This window comes from Methylobacterium sp. E-016 (genome assembly GCF_022829745.1).
Classification (GTDB): domain Bacteria; phylum Pseudomonadota; class Alphaproteobacteria; order Rhizobiales; family Beijerinckiaceae; genus Methylobacterium.
The window spans coordinates 2501-22578 of record NZ_JAKSYF010000153.1 but is presented as its reverse complement, the minus strand read 5'-3'; the positions used below and the strand labels follow the sequence as shown (position 1 = coordinate 22578).

At 72.6% G+C, this 20078-nt stretch carries 16 protein-coding genes and 1 tRNA gene (1 of these 17 cut by a window edge); 7 read left to right on the top strand and 10 right to left on the bottom strand.

Annotation, left to right across the window (positions count from 1 at the left end):
* Window positions 1-29 precede the first annotated feature (29 nt).
* Window positions 30-962 (bottom strand): AEC family transporter, encoded by a 933-nt coding sequence (locus tag MKK68_RS22730; protein WP_244033011.1) that lies wholly within the window; start codon window positions 960-962, stop codon window positions 30-32.
* A gap of 112 nt (window positions 963-1074) precedes the next feature.
* A tRNA-Sec gene (locus MKK68_RS22725) sits at window positions 1075-1167 on the bottom strand.
* 144 nt (window positions 1168-1311) lie between these two features.
* Between MKK68_RS22725 and MKK68_RS22720 the strand changes: the two genes are divergently transcribed.
* The 5 genes from MKK68_RS22720 to MKK68_RS22700 all read left to right on the top strand — a co-directional run bounded on the left by MKK68_RS22720 (window position 1312) and on the right by MKK68_RS22700 (window position 8358).
* Entirely contained in the window at window positions 1312-3663 is a 2352-nt protein-coding gene (locus MKK68_RS22720) for a sensor histidine kinase (RefSeq protein WP_147843073.1), read from the top strand.
* Window positions 3660-5030: a sigma-54-dependent transcriptional regulator gene (locus MKK68_RS22715; RefSeq protein ID WP_244033010.1), complete on the top strand. Its 1371-nt coding sequence runs from the start codon at window positions 3660-3662 to the stop codon at window positions 5028-5030. Before MKK68_RS22720 ends, MKK68_RS22715 begins: the two co-directional genes overlap by 4 nt.
* A 222-nt stretch (window positions 5031-5252) precedes the next feature.
* Entirely contained in the window at window positions 5253-5507 is a 255-nt protein-coding gene (gene hfq / locus MKK68_RS22710; RefSeq protein ID WP_066925253.1) for an RNA chaperone Hfq, read from the top strand.
* A 143-nt stretch (window positions 5508-5650) separates the two neighbouring features.
* A complete protein-coding gene (gene hflX / locus MKK68_RS22705) occupies window positions 5651-7057 on the top strand; it encodes a GTPase HflX (RefSeq protein WP_147843072.1) in 1407 nt (468 codons plus the stop codon).
* A 26-nt stretch (window positions 7058-7083) separates the two neighbouring features.
* Window positions 7084-8358 (top strand): adenylate/guanylate cyclase domain-containing protein, encoded by a 1275-nt coding sequence (locus MKK68_RS22700; protein ID WP_147859538.1) that lies wholly within the window; start codon window positions 7084-7086, stop codon window positions 8356-8358.
* Between the two features lie 96 nt (window positions 8359-8454).
* Here MKK68_RS22700 and MKK68_RS22695 read toward each other — a convergent pair whose 3' ends face one another.
* The 6 genes from MKK68_RS22695 to MKK68_RS22670 form a co-directional block, all read right to left on the bottom strand.
* The gene (locus tag MKK68_RS22695) at window positions 8455-10011 is read right to left on the bottom strand and encodes a SulP family inorganic anion transporter (RefSeq protein ID WP_147729750.1); all 1557 of its coding nucleotides are present in this window, start codon (window positions 10009-10011) and stop codon (window positions 8455-8457) included.
* An 11-nt stretch (window positions 10012-10022) separates the two neighbouring features.
* Window positions 10023-10733 carry a carbonic anhydrase gene (locus tag MKK68_RS22690; RefSeq protein ID WP_244033009.1) on the bottom strand — a complete coding sequence of 237 codons (711 nt, stop codon included), beginning with the start codon at window positions 10731-10733 and terminating at the stop codon, window positions 10023-10025.
* 187 nt (window positions 10734-10920) lie between these two features.
* Entirely contained in the window at window positions 10921-11214 is a 294-nt protein-coding gene (locus tag MKK68_RS22685) for a hypothetical protein (protein WP_147729318.1), read from the bottom strand.
* Between the two features lie 366 nt (window positions 11215-11580).
* Entirely contained in the window at window positions 11581-13836 is a 2256-nt protein-coding gene (locus MKK68_RS22680) for a xanthine dehydrogenase family protein molybdopterin-binding subunit (protein ID WP_244033008.1), read from the bottom strand.
* Window positions 13829-14911 (bottom strand): FAD binding domain-containing protein, encoded by a 1083-nt coding sequence (locus MKK68_RS22675; protein ID WP_243985717.1) that lies wholly within the window; start codon window positions 14909-14911, stop codon window positions 13829-13831. Before MKK68_RS22675 ends, MKK68_RS22680 begins: the two co-directional genes overlap by 8 nt.
* Window positions 14908-15405: a (2Fe-2S)-binding protein gene (locus tag MKK68_RS22670; RefSeq protein WP_244033007.1), complete on the bottom strand. Its 498-nt coding sequence runs from the start codon at window positions 15403-15405 to the stop codon at window positions 14908-14910. Before MKK68_RS22670 ends, MKK68_RS22675 begins: the two co-directional genes overlap by 4 nt.
* Before the next feature lie 211 nt (window positions 15406-15616).
* Between MKK68_RS22670 and MKK68_RS22665 the strand changes: the two genes are divergently transcribed.
* A complete protein-coding gene (locus MKK68_RS22665; protein ID WP_243946762.1) occupies window positions 15617-16762 on the top strand; it encodes a sensor histidine kinase in 1146 nt (381 codons plus the stop codon).
* A gap of 133 nt (window positions 16763-16895) precedes the next feature.
* On the top strand, window positions 16896-17408 hold the full coding sequence (locus tag MKK68_RS22660; RefSeq protein WP_244033006.1) for a hypothetical protein: 513 nt from the start codon (window positions 16896-16898) through the stop codon (window positions 17406-17408).
* A 290-nt stretch (window positions 17409-17698) separates the two neighbouring features.
* Here the strand turns inward: MKK68_RS22660 and MKK68_RS22655 are convergent, their stop codons facing one another.
* Window positions 17699-19336, bottom strand: coding sequence for a DEAD/DEAH box helicase (locus tag MKK68_RS22655; protein ID WP_244033005.1), 1638 nt, complete (start codon window positions 19334-19336; stop codon window positions 17699-17701).
* 63 nt (window positions 19337-19399) lie between these two features.
* Window positions 19400-20078: the 3' portion of a precorrin-6A synthase (deacetylating) gene (gene cobF / locus MKK68_RS22650; RefSeq protein WP_244033004.1), read on the bottom strand. 80 nt of this gene lie beyond the right edge of the window; the window shows 679 of its 759 coding nt (coding positions 81-759); its start codon lies beyond the right edge, outside the window; it ends in the stop codon at window positions 19400-19402.

The following is a 20078-nucleotide window of genomic DNA, read 5'->3' as shown; positions in this document are numbered from 1 at the left end:
TGCGGTGCGGCCACAGCCGTATCCCCCGGTCAGCGGATGGCGGCGAGGTAGCCCGAGACGGTGAGGATCGAGACGATCGTCGAGACCAGCACGACGTTCGAGGTCACGGCGGCCTCGCGCCGGTAGAACTCGGCGAGCATGAACGGCCCGGTCCCGGTCGGCAAAGCCGCCATCAGCACGGCGGTGTGCAGCAGCAGCGGCGGCAGGCCGAAGGCACGCGCGAGGCCGTAGGCCAGCAGCGGATGCGCCACGAGCTTGAGCCCGACGAGCAGGGCGGTCGCGGCGACCGGGCGTTCGTCCGACCCCCTCGGGCGGGCGAGGAACAAGCCGAGCGCGACGAGCGCGCACGGGGCGGCCGAGCCGCCGAGCAGCTTCAGGAAGGTCTCGGCGGGAAGCGGCACGGCCGCGCCCGAGAGCGGGACCAGCGCGCCGAGGGCGGGCGCGATCAGCAGCGGGTTGCGCACGAGCGAGCGGGCGACCTTCAGGGCCAGGTCGGAGCGCCGCCCCTCGGCCTGAAGCCCGATCTCGATCAGGACGATGGCGAGCGCGAACACCACGCAGACGGTCATGATCGCGGCGATGGTGGTCGGCGCCAGCGCCGCCGGGCCGAGCGCCACCAGCGCCAGGGGAAAGCCCATGAACCCGGTGTTGGCGTAGGCCGCGTTGAGGCCGTCGATCGCCGCGTCCGCGAGCGGCAGCGGCCGGCGCAGGCGGAACGTCACGGTGGCGGCGAAGACGATCACGCTGCTCAGGCCGAACACCGCGATGAAGCCGGGCTGCCAGATCTCGGCGGCATGGGTGTGGGCGATCACGTCGAAGAGCAGCGCCGGCAGCGCCAGGTAGACGACGTAGCGGTTGAGCTCCGCCGTGGCGCCGTCGCCGAGCACGTCGAGCCGCCGCACCAGCCACCCCGCGAAGATCAGCGCGAAGATCGGCAGCACGACCATCAGGGTCGAGAACATCAGGAAAACCGCGTCCGGGACAGGTCCGTCGCGTCCTAGCCGCGACGGCCGTCCGCACCAAGGCGCGAGCCCCGTCCGGAGGGGCGCGTGGATCGATACGGGGGAGGGCGGTTGGCGGAAGCGGATGGGAATCGAACCCACCGTACGCTTTGGGCGTACCACTGGTTTTGAAGACCAGGAGGGCCACCAGACCCCGTTCGCCTCCGCCGACCGGGATAGCATCGTCCGGCCCGGGGTCCAAGCGCGCGGAGGCCGAAGCGTCGCGGCCGGAGCGCCGGGCGCGCGGCGCGACCGGGCGAATGCCCGATTCGTAATAATTTCGCCACACTGTGGTGGCTCTGCATCAGCCATGCCGTTTCTGCGATCCAGGACTTCGGAGGCCCCGTCGGCGAGGCCCGACGAGGGCGGTGCCTCCGTCCCCGACGCGCTGCGGGCGGGGCCGCGCGGGCCCGGCTGGATCGGCGCCGGGGTGGTCGTCACCGCCCTGATCTCGGCGATCGCCACCTTCCTGGTGCTGGCCGGCGTCATCCGCGTGACGCCGACGCCTACGATCGGCGTCACCCTGCTCGCCATCAACGTCGCCCTGGTGCTCGGGCTCGCGGTGATCATCGCCTGGGAGGCGCGGGTCTTCCTGCATGCGCGGCGCGCCAACGCGGCGGTGGCCCGGCTCCACACCCGCATCGTCGGCCTGTTCTCGCTGATCGCGATCCTGCCGACCTGCCTGCTGGCCGTCGTCGCCTCGGTGACGATCGACCGCGGCCTCTCCCTCGGCTTCACCGACCGGGTCCGCGACGTGGTGCTGAAATCCGTCGAGGTGGCTGACGCCTACCAGGAGAACCAGTGCCAGTCGCTGGCGCGCGAGATCCGCATCCTCAACGACGACCTGACCCGGGCGCGGCCGAACTTCGACGTCAACCGCGATTGGTTCGAGGGCTTCCTCACCACCCGCGCGACCAATCTCGGCCTGCCGGTCGCCCAGATCATGCGCGGGCCGAACGAGGTGGTGGCGCGCGCCAAGATCGACGTGCTCAAGACGACGCGCCTGCCCTCGGCCGCCGCCTTCGAGGACGCGGCCAAGTCCAGCGACCCGATCTGCCTGCTGCCGACCGAGGGCCGCGTCTTCGCGGCGATGTTCCGGATGCCGGCCTACGACGACGCGGTGCTGCTGGTGCAGCGCGAGGTCAACCAGCTCGCCATCGACTTCCCCGGCGTGTCGCGCGCGGCGGCGGCCGAGTACCTCACCTACGATTCGCTGCGCACCTCGATCCAGGTGACCTTCGCCTCGATCTTCGTGCTGATCGCGCTGATCGCCCTGCTCTCGGCGGTGTGGTTCGGGATGAACTTCGCCAACCGCTTCGTCGCCCCGATCCGCCGCCTGATCAATGCCGCCGACCAGGTCGCCTCGGGCAACTTCTACGCTCAAGTTCCGGCGCGGAAGACCGACGGCGACCTCGCCCATCTCGGCGAGAGCTTCAACAAGATGACGCAGGAGCTGCGCCGTCAGCATGCCGGGCTGACCGCGGCGAGCGACCTGATCGACCGCCGCCGGCGCTTCACCGAGGCCGTGCTGTCGGGGGTCTCGCCCGGCGTCGTCGGCGTCGATGCCGCTGGCTTCGTCACCATCGCGAACCCGGCCGCCGAGCGGATGCTCGATCTCGCCGACGGCGCGCTCGTCGGCCAGCGCCTGTCCGACGCGGTGCCGGAGCTCGCCCCGCTCCTGCCCGGCGCCGAGGGGCGCCAGCGCGCGCAGGCGCACCAGATCCAGCTCACGCGGGGCGGGCGCGAGCGCACCATCGCGGTGCGGGTCACCAGCGAGCAGGCGCAGGGCGGCGCGCGCGGCTTCGTGGTGACCGCCGACGACATCACCGACCTCGTCTCGGCCCAGCGCACCTCCGCCTGGGCGGACGTCGCGCGCCGCATCGCCCACGAGATCAAGAACCCGCTGACCCCGATCCAGCTTTCGGCCGAGCGCATCCGGCGCAAGTACGGCAAGGTCATCACCGCCGACAAGGAGGTGTTCGACCAGTGCACCGCGACGATCATCCGCCAGGTCGACGAGATCAAGCGCATGGTCGACGAGTTCTCCTCCTTCGCCCGGATGCCCAAGCCCGCGATCGCCGAGAACGACCTCACCGAGATCGCCAAGCAGAACCTGTTCATGATGCGGGTGGCGCATCCCGACATCGACTTCGCCTTCACCGCGCACGGCCTCGGCGGCACCGGCACGGCGGAGGCCGAGAAGATCACCGCGGCCTTCGACATCCGCCTGCTGAGCCAGGTGATCACCAACATCCTCAAGAACGCCGTCGAGGCGGTGGCCGAGGTGCCGGAGGCCGAGCTCGGCAAGGGCAAGATCGGCTTGAGCCTCACCGTCGAGGAGGGCTTCGCCACGATCGCGGTGACCGACAACGGCAAGGGATTTCCCGTCGAGGGGCGCCAGCGCCTGCTGGAGCCCTACATGACGACCCGCGAGGGCGGCACCGGCCTCGGGCTGGCGATCGTGAGCAAGGTGCTGGAAGAGCACGGCGGCGGGATCGAGCTGAACGACAACCCCGCCGGCCGCGGCGGCCAGGTGCGCATGCGCGTGCCCCGCGCGCTGTCGCCCGCGGACGACGCGGTCGCGGGCCCGGCCCGCCCCAACCCTGACGAGAAGGGCGCCGCGACGACGGCCCCCCGAGAGATTGCGGAGATGCAGCCATGAGCGCCGATATCCTGGTGGTCGACGACGAGGCCGACATCCGCGACCTGGTCGCCGGCATCCTCGACGACGAAGGCCACCGCTCGCGCACCGCGGGCAGCTCCGACGAGGCGCTCGCCGCGATCGAGGCGCGCCGCCCCCACCTCGTCTTCCTCGACATCTGGCTGCAGGGCTCGCGCCTCGACGGCCTGCAGGTGCTCGACCTGATCAAGGCGTCCCACCCGGACCTGCCGGTGGTGATGATCTCGGGCCACGGCAACATCGAGACCGCGGTCTCGGCGATCAAGGCGGGCGCCTACGACTTCATCGAGAAGCCGTTCAAGGCCGACCGGCTGATCCTGGTGGCCGAGCGCGCGCTCGAGGCCTCGCGCCTGCGGCGCGAGGTCCGCGACCTCACCGCGCGCTCCGGCACTGCCAACCGCATCGTCGGCGGCTCGGTGGCGATCAACCAGCTGCGCCAGACGCTGGACCGCGTCGCCCCGACCAACGCCCGGGTGATGATCACCGGGGCGCTGGGCTCCGGCAAGGAGCTCGCCGCGCGCGGCCTGCACAAGGCCTCGGCCCGGGCGAGCGGGCCGTTCGTGCTGCTCAACGCGGCCGCGATCCTGCCGGAGACGATGGAATCGGAGCTGTTCGGGGTCGAGGCCGGCGGCGAGCAGGGGAGGCGGGTCGGCGCGCTGGAGGAGGCGCATGGCGGCACCCTCTACCTCGACGAGGTCGCCGACATGCCGCGGGAGACGCAAGGCCGGATCCTGCGCGTCCTCGTCGACCAGAACTTCCAGCGCGTCGGCGGCACCACCCGCGTCCACGTCGACGTCCGCATCATCTCGTCCTCCTCCCGCGACCTCGCCGATGAGATCGCCGCCGGGCGCTTCCGCGAGGACCTGTTCCACCGGCTCTCGGTGGTGCCGATCCGCGTGCCCTCGCTCTCGGAGCGCCGCGAGGACGTGCCGGAGCTGATCCAGTTCTTCATGAACAACATCTCGGCCCAGACCGGGCTGCCGCGCCGGGTCATCGGGCAGGACGCGATGGCGGTGCTGCAGTCGCACAACTGGCCGGGCAACGTGCGCCAGCTCAAAAACAACGTCGAGCGGCTGATGATCCTGACGCAGGCCGACCCGGACCAGGAGATCACCTCGGAGATGCTGCCCTCCGAGATCGGCGCCCTGGTGCCGACGACCCCGAACGGCGCCGGCGGCGAGAAGCTGATGAGCCTGGCGCTGCGCGAGGCGCGCGAGATCTTCGAGCGCGAATACCTCGTGGCGCAGATCGCCCGCTTCTCGGGAAACATTTCCCGGACCGCCGAATTCATCGGCATGGAGCGCTCGGCCCTGCACCGCAAGCTGAAGTCCCTGGGGATCGGCCCCTGAGCGCCTTGCGGGCGGATGACGGAAGCGGTGAGAAGCAACCCCCGTTCGTCGCGTGCGGAGCCGGTTCGGGTCTTGCATCGGCGCCGGAATTGAACCTGTAATGCACGATTCCGCTCCGCGGCGGGCTCCTCAAGACCAGCGCTGCGGCGGCAGGATCGATGCCGCGGATAGAACGAAAACCCGCTCCCGAAGGCGGGCGCCAAGACAACAAAGGACAAGAAGATGGCGGCCGAACGCGCACAGAACCTGCAAGACACCTTCCTCAACCATGTCCGCAAGAACAAGATTCCGTTGACGATCTTCCTCGTCAACGGCGTCAAGCTGCAGGGCGTGGTGACCTGGTTCGACAACTTCTGCGTGCTGCTTCGCCGCGACGGCCATTCCCAGCTCGTCTACAAGCACGCGATCTCGACGATCATGCCGGGCCATCCCGTGCAGCTGTTCGAGCCGGACGAGACCGCCCCCGAGAAGGCGTGACCGGGCGCCCCTGACGCGCGGCTGGCCCCCGGTCCGCGCGAGCGTGCTCCGCGCCATCTTGGTTCGCCGGCTGCTCAGCCCCATCTGAGGGGTTCCGAAACGCATCACGCCGCCGCCCCGACGGGCGGCGGCTCAAGGATTCCATGACCGAGACGCTGACCTCCGGCGAGGCCCGACTGCAGGCGATGGCCGCGCCGGAAGGCGAGATCGCCGCCGCGACCCACACCCTCGTCATCGGTCCCTACCTCAGCCGCACCGCGGCCGCGTCGCCGCACGGGCCGGCGCCGGTCTCGCGCTCGACGCAGGCGCGGCTGGAGGAGGCGGTGGGGCTGGCCGCCGCGATCGAGCTCGACGTGGTCGAGGCGATCCCGCTCAGCCTCGCCCGCATCCGGCCCTCGACCTATCTCGGCAAGGGCCGCGTCGAGGAGATCGCCGGCCTGATCAAGGCGAGCGAGATCGGCCTCGTGGTGATGGATTGCGCCCTGTCGCCGGTGCAGCAGCGCAACCTCGAGAAGGAATTCGGCGCCAAGGTCATCGACCGTACCGGCCTGATCCTCGAGATCTTCGGCCGCCGCGCCTCGACGCGCGAGGGCACGCTCCAGGTCGAGCACGCCCACCTCGCCTACCAGAAGTCGCGGCTGGTGCGGTCCTGGACCCACCTAGAGCGCCAGCGCGGCGGCTTCGGCTTCCTCGGCGGCCCCGGCGAGACCCAGATCGAGGCCGACCGGCGCATGATCCAGGAGCGCATGACGCGGATCGAGCGCGACCTCGACGCCGTCACCCGCACCCGCGGCCTGCACCGGCAAAGCCGGGCGCGCGTGCCCTACCCGATCGTGGCGCTGGTCGGCTACACCAATGCCGGCAAGTCGACGCTGTTCAACGCCCTGACCAAGGCGCAGGTGGTGGCGCAGGACATGCTGTTCGCCACCCTCGACCCCACCGCCCGCGCCACCAAGCTGCCGCACGGCGAGACCGTGATCCTGTCCGACACCGTCGGCTTCATCTCCGACCTGCCGACCGCGCTGATCGCCGCCTTCCGCGCCACGCTGGAAGACGTGATCGAGGCCGACATCCTGCTCCACGTGCGCGACGTCGCCCACGTCGATTCCGAGGCGCAGGCCGAGGATGTCGGCACGGTGCTGGGCGAGCTCGGAATCGAGATGTCGGCCGACCGGATCATCGAGGTCTGGAACAAGGCGGACCTGCTCGACGAGGGCGAGCGCACGCGCCTCGCCAACCTCTCGGCCCACGACCGCAACGACCGCGACGGCGCCGCACCGGTGCTGGTCTCGTCGCTGACGGGGGAGGGGCTGTCGGCGCTGACCGCGCGGATCGAGGCGCGCATCGCCCGCGCGCGCTCGACCTTCGCGGTCATCCTCGGCCCCGAGGAGGGCGCGGCCCTGCACTGGCTCTACGAGAACGCCGAGGTGCTCGACCGGCGCATGGAGGAGGGCGGCACGCTGCACCTTGCCATCCGGATCGCGCCGGAGAAGGAGCCGCGCTTTCTCAACCGCTTCGGCGGCGCCCGCCGGCTCAGCCGGGCCGGGTAGTCCCGACCCGCGCGGGCACCCGCCTCATGCTCGACGACAGGGCCGCACAGCGCGCGCAGGACGAGAACACCGTCCTGCGGCTGATGCAGCGCGCCACCGGCGGTCGCCTGCTGGTCCTGCGCGTGGTGATCGTGCTCGTGCTGCTGATGGCGGCGCAGGTCTACGACGGCTCGCTGCACGCGCTGAGCCACTGGTTCATCCTCGGCCTCTATGCGGCGGGCTCGGTCTGGTTCGGCCGGGCCGAGCGCGGGGAGGGGCGCCACGCGGAAGGCTTCGCCTGGGCCGGCACCGGGCTGAACGCCGGGCTGGCGATCTACGTCCTCGTCGAACACATGCTGGCGGGCGCCGCCGACGATGGCGGGGCCGCCGACGCGGTGAGCCGGCTGCCGGCCTTCCTGCTGCTGCTGCAGACCGCGCTCAGCATGCGCGTGTGGCACGCGGCCCTGTTCTCCGGCACGGTCGTCTTCGCCTGGGGCGCCGCGATCCTCGTCGGCCTCGTCAACCCGGCCGGCTTCCTCGGCCCGCATGTCGATCTCGGCGAGCAGGTGCCGGGGCTGCTGACCTTCCTGGCCGCGAGCGTCGTGGTGGTCGACGGGGTCGCGCGCCTGCGCCACGCCGCCGGCGAGGCCGTGCGCCTCGAGCACGAGCGCACGCAGCTCGCCCGCTTCGTTCCCGACGGCGTCGCGACCGAGCTCGCCCGCGACGGCGACCTCGGAACGGCACGCCGGCGCCATGCCTGCCTGCTGGCCCTCGACGTCCGCGGGTTCTCGCGCCTGAGCCGCGAGCACCCGCCCGAGGCGATGGTGCGCGCGCTGCTCGCCATCCGCGCCCTGGCGCATGCGGCCGTGACCGAGCACGACGGCATCGTCGACAAGTATGTCGGCGACGCCGTGCTGGCGCAGTTCGTGGTCGGCGGCCCGGTGGCGCAGGCCCGCGGCGCGCTGGCCTGCGCCCGCGCGATCCGCACCCGGCTGTCCGCCCTGAACCGCACCCGCGCCGAGGCCGGCGACTTCCCGCTCCGCGTCGTCGTCGCGCTCCATGCCGGCGACCTCCTCGTCGGCGTCTTCGACGATGGGCTGCGCGCCGAGTACACCGTGCTCGGCCCGGCGATGAACACCCTCGCCCGCCTCGAGACCCGCGCCAAGGCGGCCGATCTCGACGTCGCCGCCTCCGAGGATTTCCTGCGCCTTCTGGGGCCCGCCCTCCCGGACGGCGCGCGGGCGGTGCCGGTGGCGGAGGCGGGGGCCCTGCAGCCGCCCCTCTTCGCGATCGCGGATGCCGCCGTCCCGGCGGACGCGTAAGGCCGGAACGCGCGGGCTCGGGCACGCGATGAGCCGGCACCGCTCGCGCGATGCCGGCCCCGTCGTTCCGTCCCCTCGTTCCCGCGTGTCCGCCGCTCAGTCCTTGGACGGTGCCGCCACGGCCGCGACGAGCTTCTCGTGCGGCCGGCCGAACCCGCCGACGACCGACACCCGCGTGCCCGAGGCGGCGCGCCGTCCCGCCCAGTCCCCGATCATCTCCAGGCAGGTGTGGTCGATGTGGGCGAGGTCCTTCGTCCCGAGGCGGACCTCGCCGCCCTCGGGGGTCCGCTCCAGCGCCTCGGTGAGGTGCGGGAGCTGCAGGAAGGTGGCCGAGCCCGAGAGGCGCAGTTCCGGCACCCCCGCCACCTCCGTCGCCGCCGCGTGCTCGATCCGCAGGCGGCCCTTGCGCAGCGTAGGAATAACCTGGAGCAGGCTGAGCCCGAGCCCGACCAGCACGCCGGTGAGCAGGTCGGTGGCCACCACCATCACCATCGTCGCGAGCCAGATCGCGGCAGTGAGCCAGCCGTAGCGCGCGTGCAGGTGGACGGCGTGGTGGGGCCCGATCAGGCGCCAGCCGGTGACCACCAGGATGCCGGCGAGCGCGGCCGTCGGCACCAGCTTCAGCACCCAGGGGAGGGCGAGCAGGAAGGCGAGGATCCACGTCCCGTGCATCACCGTCGAGGCCCGCGTCGCCGCGCCGGCCTGGACGTTGGCCGAGGAGCGCACGATCACCCCGGTCATCGGCAGGCCGCCGATCAGGCCGCAGATCAGGTTGCCGACGCCCTGCGCGCCGAGCTCGCGGTTGTACTGCGTGCGCGGCCCGTCGTGCATCCGGTCGACGGCGGCCGCCGACAGCAGGCTCTCGGCGCTGGCGACGGCGGCGATGGTCAACGCCATCACGATCATCGTCGGCTCGAGCAGCCGGCCCCACTCCGCCGCCCCCGGCATCGACAGGGTGGACAGGATCGCGTCCGGGACCTCGATCCGCTTGACCGCGAGGCCGCCGAGCCCGGCGACCGCGGTGCCGGCGAGGACTCCGATCAGCGCGCCGGGCACCATCCTCATCCGCGCCGGCCGCAGGCGTTCCCAGGCGATCATCGCCGCGATGGTGGCGAGGCCCACCGTGACGGCGCCGACGCGGTTGCCCTCGCCCGTGACGAAGTCGAAGAACGCGGCCGGGATCGCCACGAGGTTGTCGAGGCCCGAGGCCAGCGGCAGGGCGTCGGTGAGCACGTGGACCTGGCCGAGCACGATCAGCAGGCCGATGCCGGCGAGCATCCCGTGCACCACCGCCGGCGAGATCGCGCGGAACCAGCCTCCGACCCGGAGCGCGCCGGAGGCGACCTGGACCGCGCCGGCGAGCACGAGCACCGGGCCGAGCATCCCGAGCCCGTGCTGGCGCACGAACTCGAACACGATGACGGCAAGCCCCGCCGCCGGCCCGCTGACCTGCAGCGGCGAGCCCGCGAGCAGTCCGACGACGATGCCGCCGACGATCCCGGTGATCAGCCCGCGCTCGGGCGGCACACCCGAGGCCAGGGCGATGCCCATGCACAGCGGCAGCGCCACGAGGAACACGACGAAGGAGGCCGGCAGGTCCCGCGCGAGGGAGGCCGGGAGGATGCGCGCGGGGGGCGTTTGGGTGGGTCGCATCGGCCCGGCCCCTACGCGGCCGCCTGCGGCGGCGCGTATTCCGGCGCCGCCATGCGCACGGCCGAGCCTTGGGCAACGGGGAAGTCGCCGGCGGAATCGAGGGCGTCGAGCGGCAGGAAGCGGCCGGCCTCGCCGTCATAGGCCAGCAGGGTGCCGGTCTCGATCTCGAAGAACCAGCCGTGCAGCCGCAGCTGGCCCTTGGCGAGGCCCGCGGCCACGCTCGGGTGGGTGCGCAGGTTCGCGAGCTGGACGATCACGTTCTCCAGGGCGAGCGCCCGGTGGCGCTCCTTCGGGTCCATGTCGGCGGGATAGGCCTCGCAGACGATCCGCTCGGCCGCGTGGCTGTGCCGGAGCCAGGCGGCGACGTTGGGCATCCTCGCCAGGGCCTCGGGGCTCATCAGCCCCTTCATCGCGCCGCAATCGGAATGGCCGCAGACCACCACGTCGCGGACGCCGAGCGCCACGACGGCGTACTCGATCGCCGAGGAGACGCCGCCGGTGCCGGTCGAGAACGGCGGCACGATGTTGCCGGCGTTGCGGCAGACGAACAGCTCGCCCGGGCCGGCCTGGGTGATGTGCTCGGGCGAGACGCGGGAATCGGCGCAGGCGATGATCAGGGCCTTGGGCTGCTGCCCGTCCCTGACCAGCCGCTGGTACATCGCCTGCTGCCCCGGGAAGACCTTGTCCTGAAACTCGGAGATGCCTTCGATGATGTTGTCCACGAAGGATCCTCTTGCGCTGAAACGATGTGGGGGCCGACTCGCGGCGATCGCTGCGATGCCGGCACGGCGGGGCGCCTGCCGTCGAGCGGCGCGGCGCGGACGCGAGCGAGCCCGCGCGGGGGCGGCCGTGCGGGCTCGGATGTCGGGCGGGGCGGCGCCGGATGCCGGCGCCGGTCGGCGGATCGGATCAGCGGCGGCCGCGGGGGGCCGCGCTTCCGGACGCCCAGTGCGGCGAGACCACGTCGCGGCGCGCGACGGTGGCGCCGGGCATGTCGGAATACATCGGTGCGCCCAGAAGCTGCCCGGTGCGGTTGCGCTGCGAATGGGCGGAGCGGGGGTCGTGGTAGGGGTCGTTCACGTAGGAGCTCATGTGGCCGCCGCCGGCCGGCTGGCGGTCGCCGCCACCGCCCTCGCCGGCCCGAGCCGCGACGGGGAGGGCGAGAACGGCGGCGAAGAGCGCCGAGGCAACGATGCGCGTCATGAGATAATCCTTCCTCTCGAAGTTTTCTTCTGCAGGACATGCCGCCCTGCGCCAACGAGAAGAACATAACCAATGTCGTTCGACGAATATGTGTGCGAATGCACAAGTATAGCAAACTATATTTAATCCGTTTCTCTTTCGACTTGGGTGCGGCGGCGCACGCGGACCGTCCGCTGCGTCGAACGGAGCGGGATTAGACGCTGGCCGGCACCGCCGCAGCCCTTCGGGAGCGCAGGCGACCTGCGGATCGCGGGTCGGGCCGAACGACGACGGAGGCCGCGCCGCTGAGCGACGGGCCTCCGGGAGGGCAGGGCGGTCGGGACCGGGTTCGCGCCGGCGTGGGCTGCCGGATCGCGACGGCGGGCGCTACCCGAGCAGCTTGTCCAGCGTGATCGGGATCTCGCGCACCCGGATGCCGGTGGCGTGCCAGACCGCGTTGGCGATGGCGCCGGCCGAGCCGGTGATGCCGATCTCGCCGACGCCCTTGATGCCGAGCGCGTTCACGTGAGCGTCGTCCTCGTGCACCAGGATCGCCTCCATGGCCGGCGTGTCCGCGTTCACCGGCACGTGGTATTCGCCGAGGTTGTCGTTGAGGAAGCGGCCGGTGCGGGCGTCCATCGCCGCGTGCTCGTGCAGCGCGAACGACATTCCCCAGATCATCCCGCCGTAATACTGGCTTGTGACCAGGCGCGGGTTGACGATGCGGCCGGCCGCGAACGCGCCGACGAGGCGGGTGACGCGGATCTGGCCGAGATCGGGGGCGACCTTCACCTCGGCGAAGACCGCGCCGTGGGCGTGCATGGCGTAGGTCTTGGCCGCCGCCGGATCGGTCGAGGCCTTCCCGGTCGCGGTGAGGCTCGCCCGTCCGGCGCGTGCCAGGATGTCGGAATACGCCTCGCTGCGGCTCTCGTCGTCGCGCCGGAAGAGTCGTCCGTCGCGGGCGACGAATCCGGCATTGCCCGCGCCGTAGAGCGGGGAGGCGGAATCGTTGGTGGCGAGGTCGGCGAGCTGCGCGATCACCGCCTGGCCCGCCGCGTGGATCGCCCCGCCCGCGGTGGCGGTGTGGGCCGAGCCGCCGGCGATGCCGGCGTTCGGCAGGTCGGAGGAGCCCATCCGGAAGGTCAGCCTGTCGAGGCCGATCCCGAGCCCGTCGGCGGCGATCTGGCCGAGCGCGGTCCAGGCGCCCTGCCCCATGTCGTGCGCGCCGGTCTCGATCAGGCCGGTGCCGTCGGCCCGCAGCTCGGCCTTCGCCTGCGCCTCGAACATCAGCGCCGGGAAGGTCGCGGTGCCCATGCCCCAGCCGACGAGGAGGCCGTTCGCGTCGCGGGTCTGCCGCGGCGCTCTCGGCCGCGCCGACCAGCCGAAGCGCTCGGCGCCGCGGGTGTAGCACTCGCGCAGGGCCTTGGAGGAGAACGGCTTTCCGGAGATCGGCTCGACCTCGGCATAGTTCGCCAGGCGGAATTCCAGCGGGTCCATGCCGCAGGCCAGCGCCATCTCGTCGATCGCGCTCTCCAGCGCGACGCTGCCCGAGGCCTCGCCGGGCGCGCGCATGAACAGCGGCGTGCCGGTGTCGACCCGCACCGCCTGGTGCCGGACCGCGATGGCCGGGCTGGCGTAGAGGGTGTGCGAGACGCCGCCGGCCGGCTCGAAGAAGTCGTCGAACCGGCTCGAGGCCGTCAGCGTCTCGTGCTCCAGCGCCGTCAGCTTGCCGGCGTCGTCGGCGCCGAGGCGGAAGCTCTGCCGGGTCTCGGCGCGGTGGCCGACCGGGCCGTACATCTGCGCGCGCGCGAGCACCAGCTTGACCGGCCGGCCGACGAGGCGCGCGGCCATGCAGGCCAGGATCTGCGGGCCCGAGATCAGGCCCTTCGAGCCGAAGCCGCCGCCGAGGAACGGGCTCTCGATCCGGATGTTCTCCGGCGCGATCCCGAACAGCCCGGCGAGGCGCCCCTGGGCCATCGACATGCCCTGGCTCGGCGTGTGCAGCGTGAGCTGGTCGCCGTCCCAGGAGGCCACCGCCGCGTGCGGCTCCATGGCGTTGTGGTACTGGGCCGGGGTCTCGTAGGTCGCCGCGATCCGCCGGCTCGCGGCGGCGAGGCCGGCCTCGACGTCGCCGTGGGTCTCCTCCGGGGGCTGCCCGACGCCGATGCCGGGGGGCGTGAACGGCGGCTCGGCGTCGAGGCCGATGCGCGGCGTCTCGGCCTCGTAGCGCGGGCTCAGCAGGCGCGCGCCCTCGGTGGCCGCCTCCAGCGTCTCGGCGATCACCACCGCGATCGGCTGGTTGGCGTAGCGGACGGCCGAATCCTGCAGCAGGTCGAGGCGGAAGATGAAGCCGTGGGGCTTGTCGTCCGGGTGCTGGGCGAGGGCGGGAGCGTTGTCCGGCGTCATCACCGCGACGACGCTCGGATGGGCCTCGGCCGCCGCCACGTCGAGATGGGTGACGCGCCCGCGGGCGATCCGGGCGACGCAGAGCGCCGCATGGAGGGTGCCGTCCGCGACGTTGTCAGCCGCGAAGGTCGCCCGGCCGGTGACCTTCAGCGGCCCGTCGCGCCGGGTCAGGGGCTGGCCCATGCTCGATCCGTGGCGGGCCCGCTGCGGCGCGGACGTCAATGCGATCTCAGCCATGGGCGGCTCCTGCCGGCGAAGGGGAGGGGACGGCGAAAGGGGCGGCGAACGGCGAGGCCGGCAGCGCCGGCAGGCGCTCCGGCGTGCCGGCGGCCGCCAGCGTCAGGGCCCGCACGAGGATGCGGCGGGCGAGCTCGATCTTGAAGACGTTGGCTTCGCCCGACGGCTTGGCCCCGGCGAGCGCCGCGTCGGCGGCCTTCCGGAACACATCCGGGTCCGGCGCCTGGCCGGCGAGCAGGCGTTCCGCCTCCCGCGCCCGCCACGGCTTCAGCGCCACCCCGCCGAGCGCGAGGCGGGCCTCGCCGATCCGGTCGCCGTCGAGGCGCAGGCCGGCCGCGGCGGAGACCACCGCGAAGGCGTAGGAGGTGCGGTCGCGGACCTTGAGGTAGCGGGCATGGGCCGAAAACCCGGCCGCCTCCGGCGGCAGGCGCACCGCGACGATCAGCTCGCCCGGCGCCAGGTCGGTCTCGCGCTCCGGCGCATCGCCGGGCAGGCGATGGAAGTCGACCAGCGCCACCGCACGCCGGCCGCCCGCGCCCTCGATCTCGACGACGGCGTCGAAGGCCGCCAGCGGCACGCAGAAATCCGATGGGTTGGTGGCGATGCAGTGCTCGCTCCAGCCGAGCACCGCGTGCAGCCGCGTCGCCCCGCCGATCGCGGCGCATCCCGAGCCCGGCGCGCGCTTGTTGCAGGGGGAGGTGGCATCCGCGAAGTACGGGCAGCGGGTACGCTGCATCAGGTTGCCGGCGGCGGTCGCGGCGTTGCGCAGCTGCGCCGAGGCGCCCGCGAGAAGCGCCTCGGCCACCGCGGGATAGGTCTTGGCGAAGCGCGGATCGTGGGCGAGGTCGCTGTTGCGCACCAGCGCGCCGATGCGCACGCCGCCGTCGTCCAGGAACTCGATCCGGTCGAGGCCGGGGAGGCGGGTGACGTCGACGAGGCGGGCCGGCGTCACGACGCCGCCCTTCATCAGGTCGAGCAGGTTGGTGCCGGCGCCGAGATAGGCCGCTCCGGGCGCCTGCGCCGCCGCGATCGCCTCGGCGACGCTGGCGGGACGGGTGTAGTCGAACAGGTTCATGCCGCGTCCTCCCGCATCGCCGCGCCGTCGCCGGCGCCCTGCGCGGCCAGAACCGCCTCACTGATGCCGGCATAGGCGCCGCAGCGGCAGAGGTTGCCGCTCATGCCCTCACGGATCCGCTCGGGATCGGTCCCCGCCTGCCCCTCCGTGATCAGCCCGACCGCGCTCATGATCTGGCCCGGCGTGCAGAAGCCGCACTGGAAGCCGTCATGCGCGATGAACGCCGCCTGCACCGGGTGCAGAGCGTCGCCGTCCGCCAGCCCCTCGATGGTGGTGACGGAGGCGCCGTCGAGGCTGACGGCGAGCGCGAGGCAGGCGTTGATCCGCCGGCCGTCGACCAGCACCGTGCAGGCGCCGCACTGGCCGCGGTCGCAGCCCTTCTTCGATCCGGTGAGATGGAGGCGCTCGCGCAGCAGGTCGAGCAGGGTCACGCGGGGATCCTCCAAGAGGACCTCGCGCGCCGTGCCGTTCACGGTGAGCCTGAGAGGTATCATGCGATCTCCGGGCATGGCGCAGCTTGGAATGAAACCAGATAGGATCGTGCGGTGCGAAGGCCAGGGGACGGACCTTCGCGCGGCGAGGGCAGGGGGCGCGGCAGCGCGCAGGGCGGGGGCAGGGAAGGGGGCGCGAACGGGAACGGGCGCGGGCAGGGCGCCCGCAACGCGCGTCGCCTCCCGCACCCATCCCTGCTACCCTCCCCGCGTCATGAGCGATCACCATCCGGACCTGAGCTACCGCCTCCGCCAGCAGGCGATCCTGTCCGAGTTCGGCGTCGAGGCCCTGCGCGGCGAGGACGTCGACGCGCTGCTGCAGCGGGCGACCGAACTCTGCGCCGAGGGCATGGGCGCCGAGTTCTGCAAGGCGCTGGAGCACCTGCACGACGAGGACATGCTGCTGGTGCGCGCCGGCGTCGGCTGGGGACCGAACGTCGTCGGCCACGCCCGCGTCGGCGCCGACCTCGCCTCGCCCGCGGGCTTCGCCCTCAAGACCGGCCGGCCGGTGATCTCCAACCACCTCGAGAACGAGAACCGCTTCCGCACGCCGCAGATCATGGCCGAGCACGGCATCCGCCGGGCGATCAACGTGCTGATCGAGAACCGCGAAGGCGCCTTCGGGGTGCTCGAGGTCGACGATACCCGCGAGGGCATGTTCACCGAGGCCGACATCGCCTTCATGCAGGGCTTCGCCAACCTGCTCGGCGGCGCGATCGAGCGGCAGCGCACGGAGGGGCTGCTCAAGCAGGCGCTGGCGCGGCAGGACCTGCTCGTCCGCGAGATGAGCCACCGGGTGAAGAACAGCCTGGCCATCGTCGCGAGCCTGCTCGCGCTGCAGGCGCGCAACGCCGACGACCCGGCCGTGCGCGACGCCCTGATCGACGCCCGCACCCGGGTCGAGGCCATCGCCGGGGTCCACGACCAGCTCTGGCGCCAGGGCGACACCACGCCGGGCGAGATCGACCTCGCGCAGTTCCTGGAGACATTGACGGCCAACCTGCAGAGCAGCGCGCCGAACCACCGCATCCGCTGCAGCGCCGAGCCGCTGCGGGTCTCGGCCGACCGGGCGATCCCGATGGGATTGATGGTCAACGAGCTCGTCACCAACGCGATCAAGTACGCCTATCCCGACAGGACCGGGGAGGTGCGCGTGGGCGCCGCCTGCACCGGCGCGGCGCTCGTCCTCGACGTGTCGGACGACGGCGTCGGCCTGCCGGCGGATTTCGACATCGGCCGGGCCTCGGGCAGCCTGGGCATGCGCGTGATCGCGAACCTCGCCCGCCAGCTCGACGCCCGGATCGCGACGCCGCGCGGGCAGGGCGCCCGCTTCCACATCGAGATCCCGCTGGAGGCGTGAGACCGGTTCCGGCACGGTGGGCGCCGGAGGGCGCTGCGCGACCGCACGAAGATTTGCATCGGGCCGGCCGGTCGTGCGTCATGCGCCGGACGCTGGCGCACCCTACGCTGCAGGCCGGATACGAGGAGATGCCATGCCCCGCTTCCCGGTCTTGTCCCGCGTCCCGGCCATGCCCCGCTTGCCGATCGCCGCGCTCGCGGCCCTGTGTCTCGCCGCTCCCGCCTGCACGCGCCCGGCCCTCGCCACGCCGGCCGATCCGATTCCGCCGACCACGCTGACGCCGCCCGCGCCGCCCGCGCCTCCGCCGCCGGCCTCGTTCCCGCTGATGCGGGTGGTGCCGAAGGGCGAGGCCCGCACCATCGCGTTCTTCGCCTCGCTGTTCCCGGACTGCTCCTCGCAGGGCCCGGTGGTGATCCGCACCCTGGAGCAACCCCGGCACGGCTCGATCGAGCTGGCGCAGACGGATTCGTTTCCCCGTTACGGCGTGGGATCGGCGCTGGCGGCCTGCAACGCCCGCAAGGTGCCGGGCTTGAAGCTGACCTACACCTCGGAGGAGGGGTTCGAGGGGCTCGACACCTTCCGCATCTTCGTCATCAACGCCGACGGCACCGGCTACGAGTCCGACGTGCGCGTCACGGTGCGCTGACCGCATTCGATTCCGGCCGCCGACCGCCCGGGATCGCCTGCGGAAACACGCCCCTAAAGGGCACATCCGTTATTCGCATAAGATATATTATGGAACATGAAAGGCCGATGTCCCCGGGGCGAGGGGGCTTCGGCCGGTCCCGAACCAGCTGGCATGCCAGCATCCGGCAGGATCGCCTTCACGGCCTCGGCGATCCAGGCCTGGCGGATCCAGGCTCGCGTCGTCCCGGGCGAGGGCGCTCCGAGCCCCCTGCCCTCTACGCTTGCCCCGAGTCACGAACGCCCTCGGCATCAGGCGGCCAGCGCATCGGCCAGGCGGCGGACATCGGAGACGATGCGTCCGTCGGGGAAGCGGCAGGCCACCTCCTCCGAGGCCCGGCCGCTCGGGCGGATGCGGATCGACGCCGGGCACACCAGCTCGTCGCGGCGGTCCAGCGCTTCGGCGGCATCCATCGGCGCCGCGCGGCCGCCGCCGAGCCCGCGCCACCACTGCACCGCCTTGTCGCGGGCAAAGCCCGTCCGCTCCAGCGCGAGCCGGATGCGATGGGCGCCGTCGGAGCAGCGCAGCACAATGTCGAGGCCGTCCGCCCCGCGCTCGAAGCGCCAATCCGAGACCGGCCGCCAGCCATCCGCGCGCTCGGACAGGATCGGCAATTCGTCGTCGGCCGCGGCCTCGTGCTTGGCGGACGCCGCGTCGTCCTCCGGTTCGATCCAGCAAGGCTCGCAGGTCGAGGCATTGAGCGCGATCAGCGCGCCGCAGCCGGGGCAGGGCTTGGCCCGCGCCAGCCCTTCCCTGCCCTTCACCGCGGCGGCGGTGCGGGCGGTGACCACGTCCACCGGGCCGTGCATCCGCACCAGGCCGGCATAGTCGAGGATCAGCGCGTCGCGCTTGCCGGGCGCGTTGCGCAGCGCGCGCCCGACCTGCTGCACGTAGAGCCCGGTGCTCTGGGTCGGCCGGAGCAGGGCGATGAGGTCGACCTCCGGCACGTTGAAGCCGGTGGCGAGCACGCCGACGGAGGTCAGGCAGCGGATCCGCCCGGCGCGGAAGGCCGCCACGATCCGGTCGCGCTCGCGCCGCGGGGTCTCGCCGGAGATCGTCTCGCAGGAATGGCCCTCCGCGCGGATCGCGTCGCGCACCGCGTCCGCGTGGCTGAGCCCGGCACAGAAGGCGAGCCAGGCCCGGCGCTCGCGGCCGTAGCCGACCATTTCCTCGACCGCGGCGCGGGTGATCCAGTCGCGGTTGACCGCCGCTTCGAGCTGGCTCGGGATGTAGTCGCCGGCGCGCTTGCCCACGCCGGCGACGTCGAGGGCGGTCAGCGTCGCCTTCGACAGGAGCGGGCAGAGATAGCCCTGCCCGATCAGGTCGCCGGCATCGACCTCGTAGACGATGCCCTCGAAGATCCGGCCCGCGCCTTCGTCGAGGCGTCCGCTGTCGAGCCGATAGGGCGTCGCGGTGAAGCCGACGACGCGAAGCTCCGGCCGCAGCGCCCGCAGGCCGGCGAGGAAGCGGCCGTAGCGGGTCTCGGCCGAGCGCGGGATCAGGTGCGCCTCGTCCACGATGACCAGATCGCGCGGGCCGATCGCGTCGAGCCGGTCGGCGACGGATTGGATGCCGCAGACCAGCACCTGCGCCCCCGCCTCCCGCCGCCCGAGCCCGGCGGAGAAGATCCCGGCCGGCGCCTCCGGCCAGTAGCCGGTGAGCTCGGAGAAGTTCTGGGCGATCAGCTCCCGGCTGTGGGTGACGACGACGATGCGGGCGAGGGGATCCGCCTGCAGCGTCTCCCGCGCGAGCGCCGCGATCACCAGCGCCTTGCCCGCGCCGGTCGGCAGCACGATCAGGCCGTCGCGCAGGGGCTGCCCCCCTGCCCCGCTCCAGGCGGCGGCAAGCGCGTCGAGGCTGGCACGCTGGTAGGGTCGCAAGGTCAGCATGGCGCATGCTCTACCGCAGCCGGGCGCACGCGTCCGTGGCCCGTTCGCCGCGCCCGGCTGGGATCAGGGCGTCTCGGGCGGTTGCAGCAGGTAGACGTCCATGATCCAGCCGTGGCGGGCGCGTGCCGCGGCGCGCTGCCGGCGGATCTCCGGCCCGACGGTGCCGAGCCGCCCGACGATCAGGAGCTCGTCCGGCGAGCCGAGATAGGCACCCCAGTGGATCGTCAGCTCGGGATCGAGATGGTCGAAGCGCGGGTCGGCGTCGAGCATCACCACGACGCTGCCGACGCCCGGCGGAAAGCCATCGGCGATCGCGCGGCCCGTGGTGATGTGGACGGCCCCGCCGATCCGGTTCAGCGGGATGCGGTGGGCGGCCGCCAGCATCTGCACGCTCGAGATGCCGGGGATCACCGTATAGGCGAAGGCTCGGGCATCGCGGGCGAGGATGCGCTCGAGGACGCGCAGGGTGCTGTCGTAGAGCGCCGGATCGCCCCAGACCAGGAAGGCGCCGACCTCCCCTGCCCCGAGATTCGTCGCGATCAGGCCGCCGAGGAGGTCGGCCCGGGCGGCGTGCCAGGCCTCGACCGTGGCAGCGTAGTCCGCCGGCCGGCGCTCGCGCGGGGGATCCTGCGCCACGACCAGGCGATACGCCTTGCGGATGTGCCGGGCGCAGATCGTTCGGCGCAGGGCGACGAGGTCGTCCGTGTCGGCGCCCTTGTCGAGGACGAACACCACGTCGACG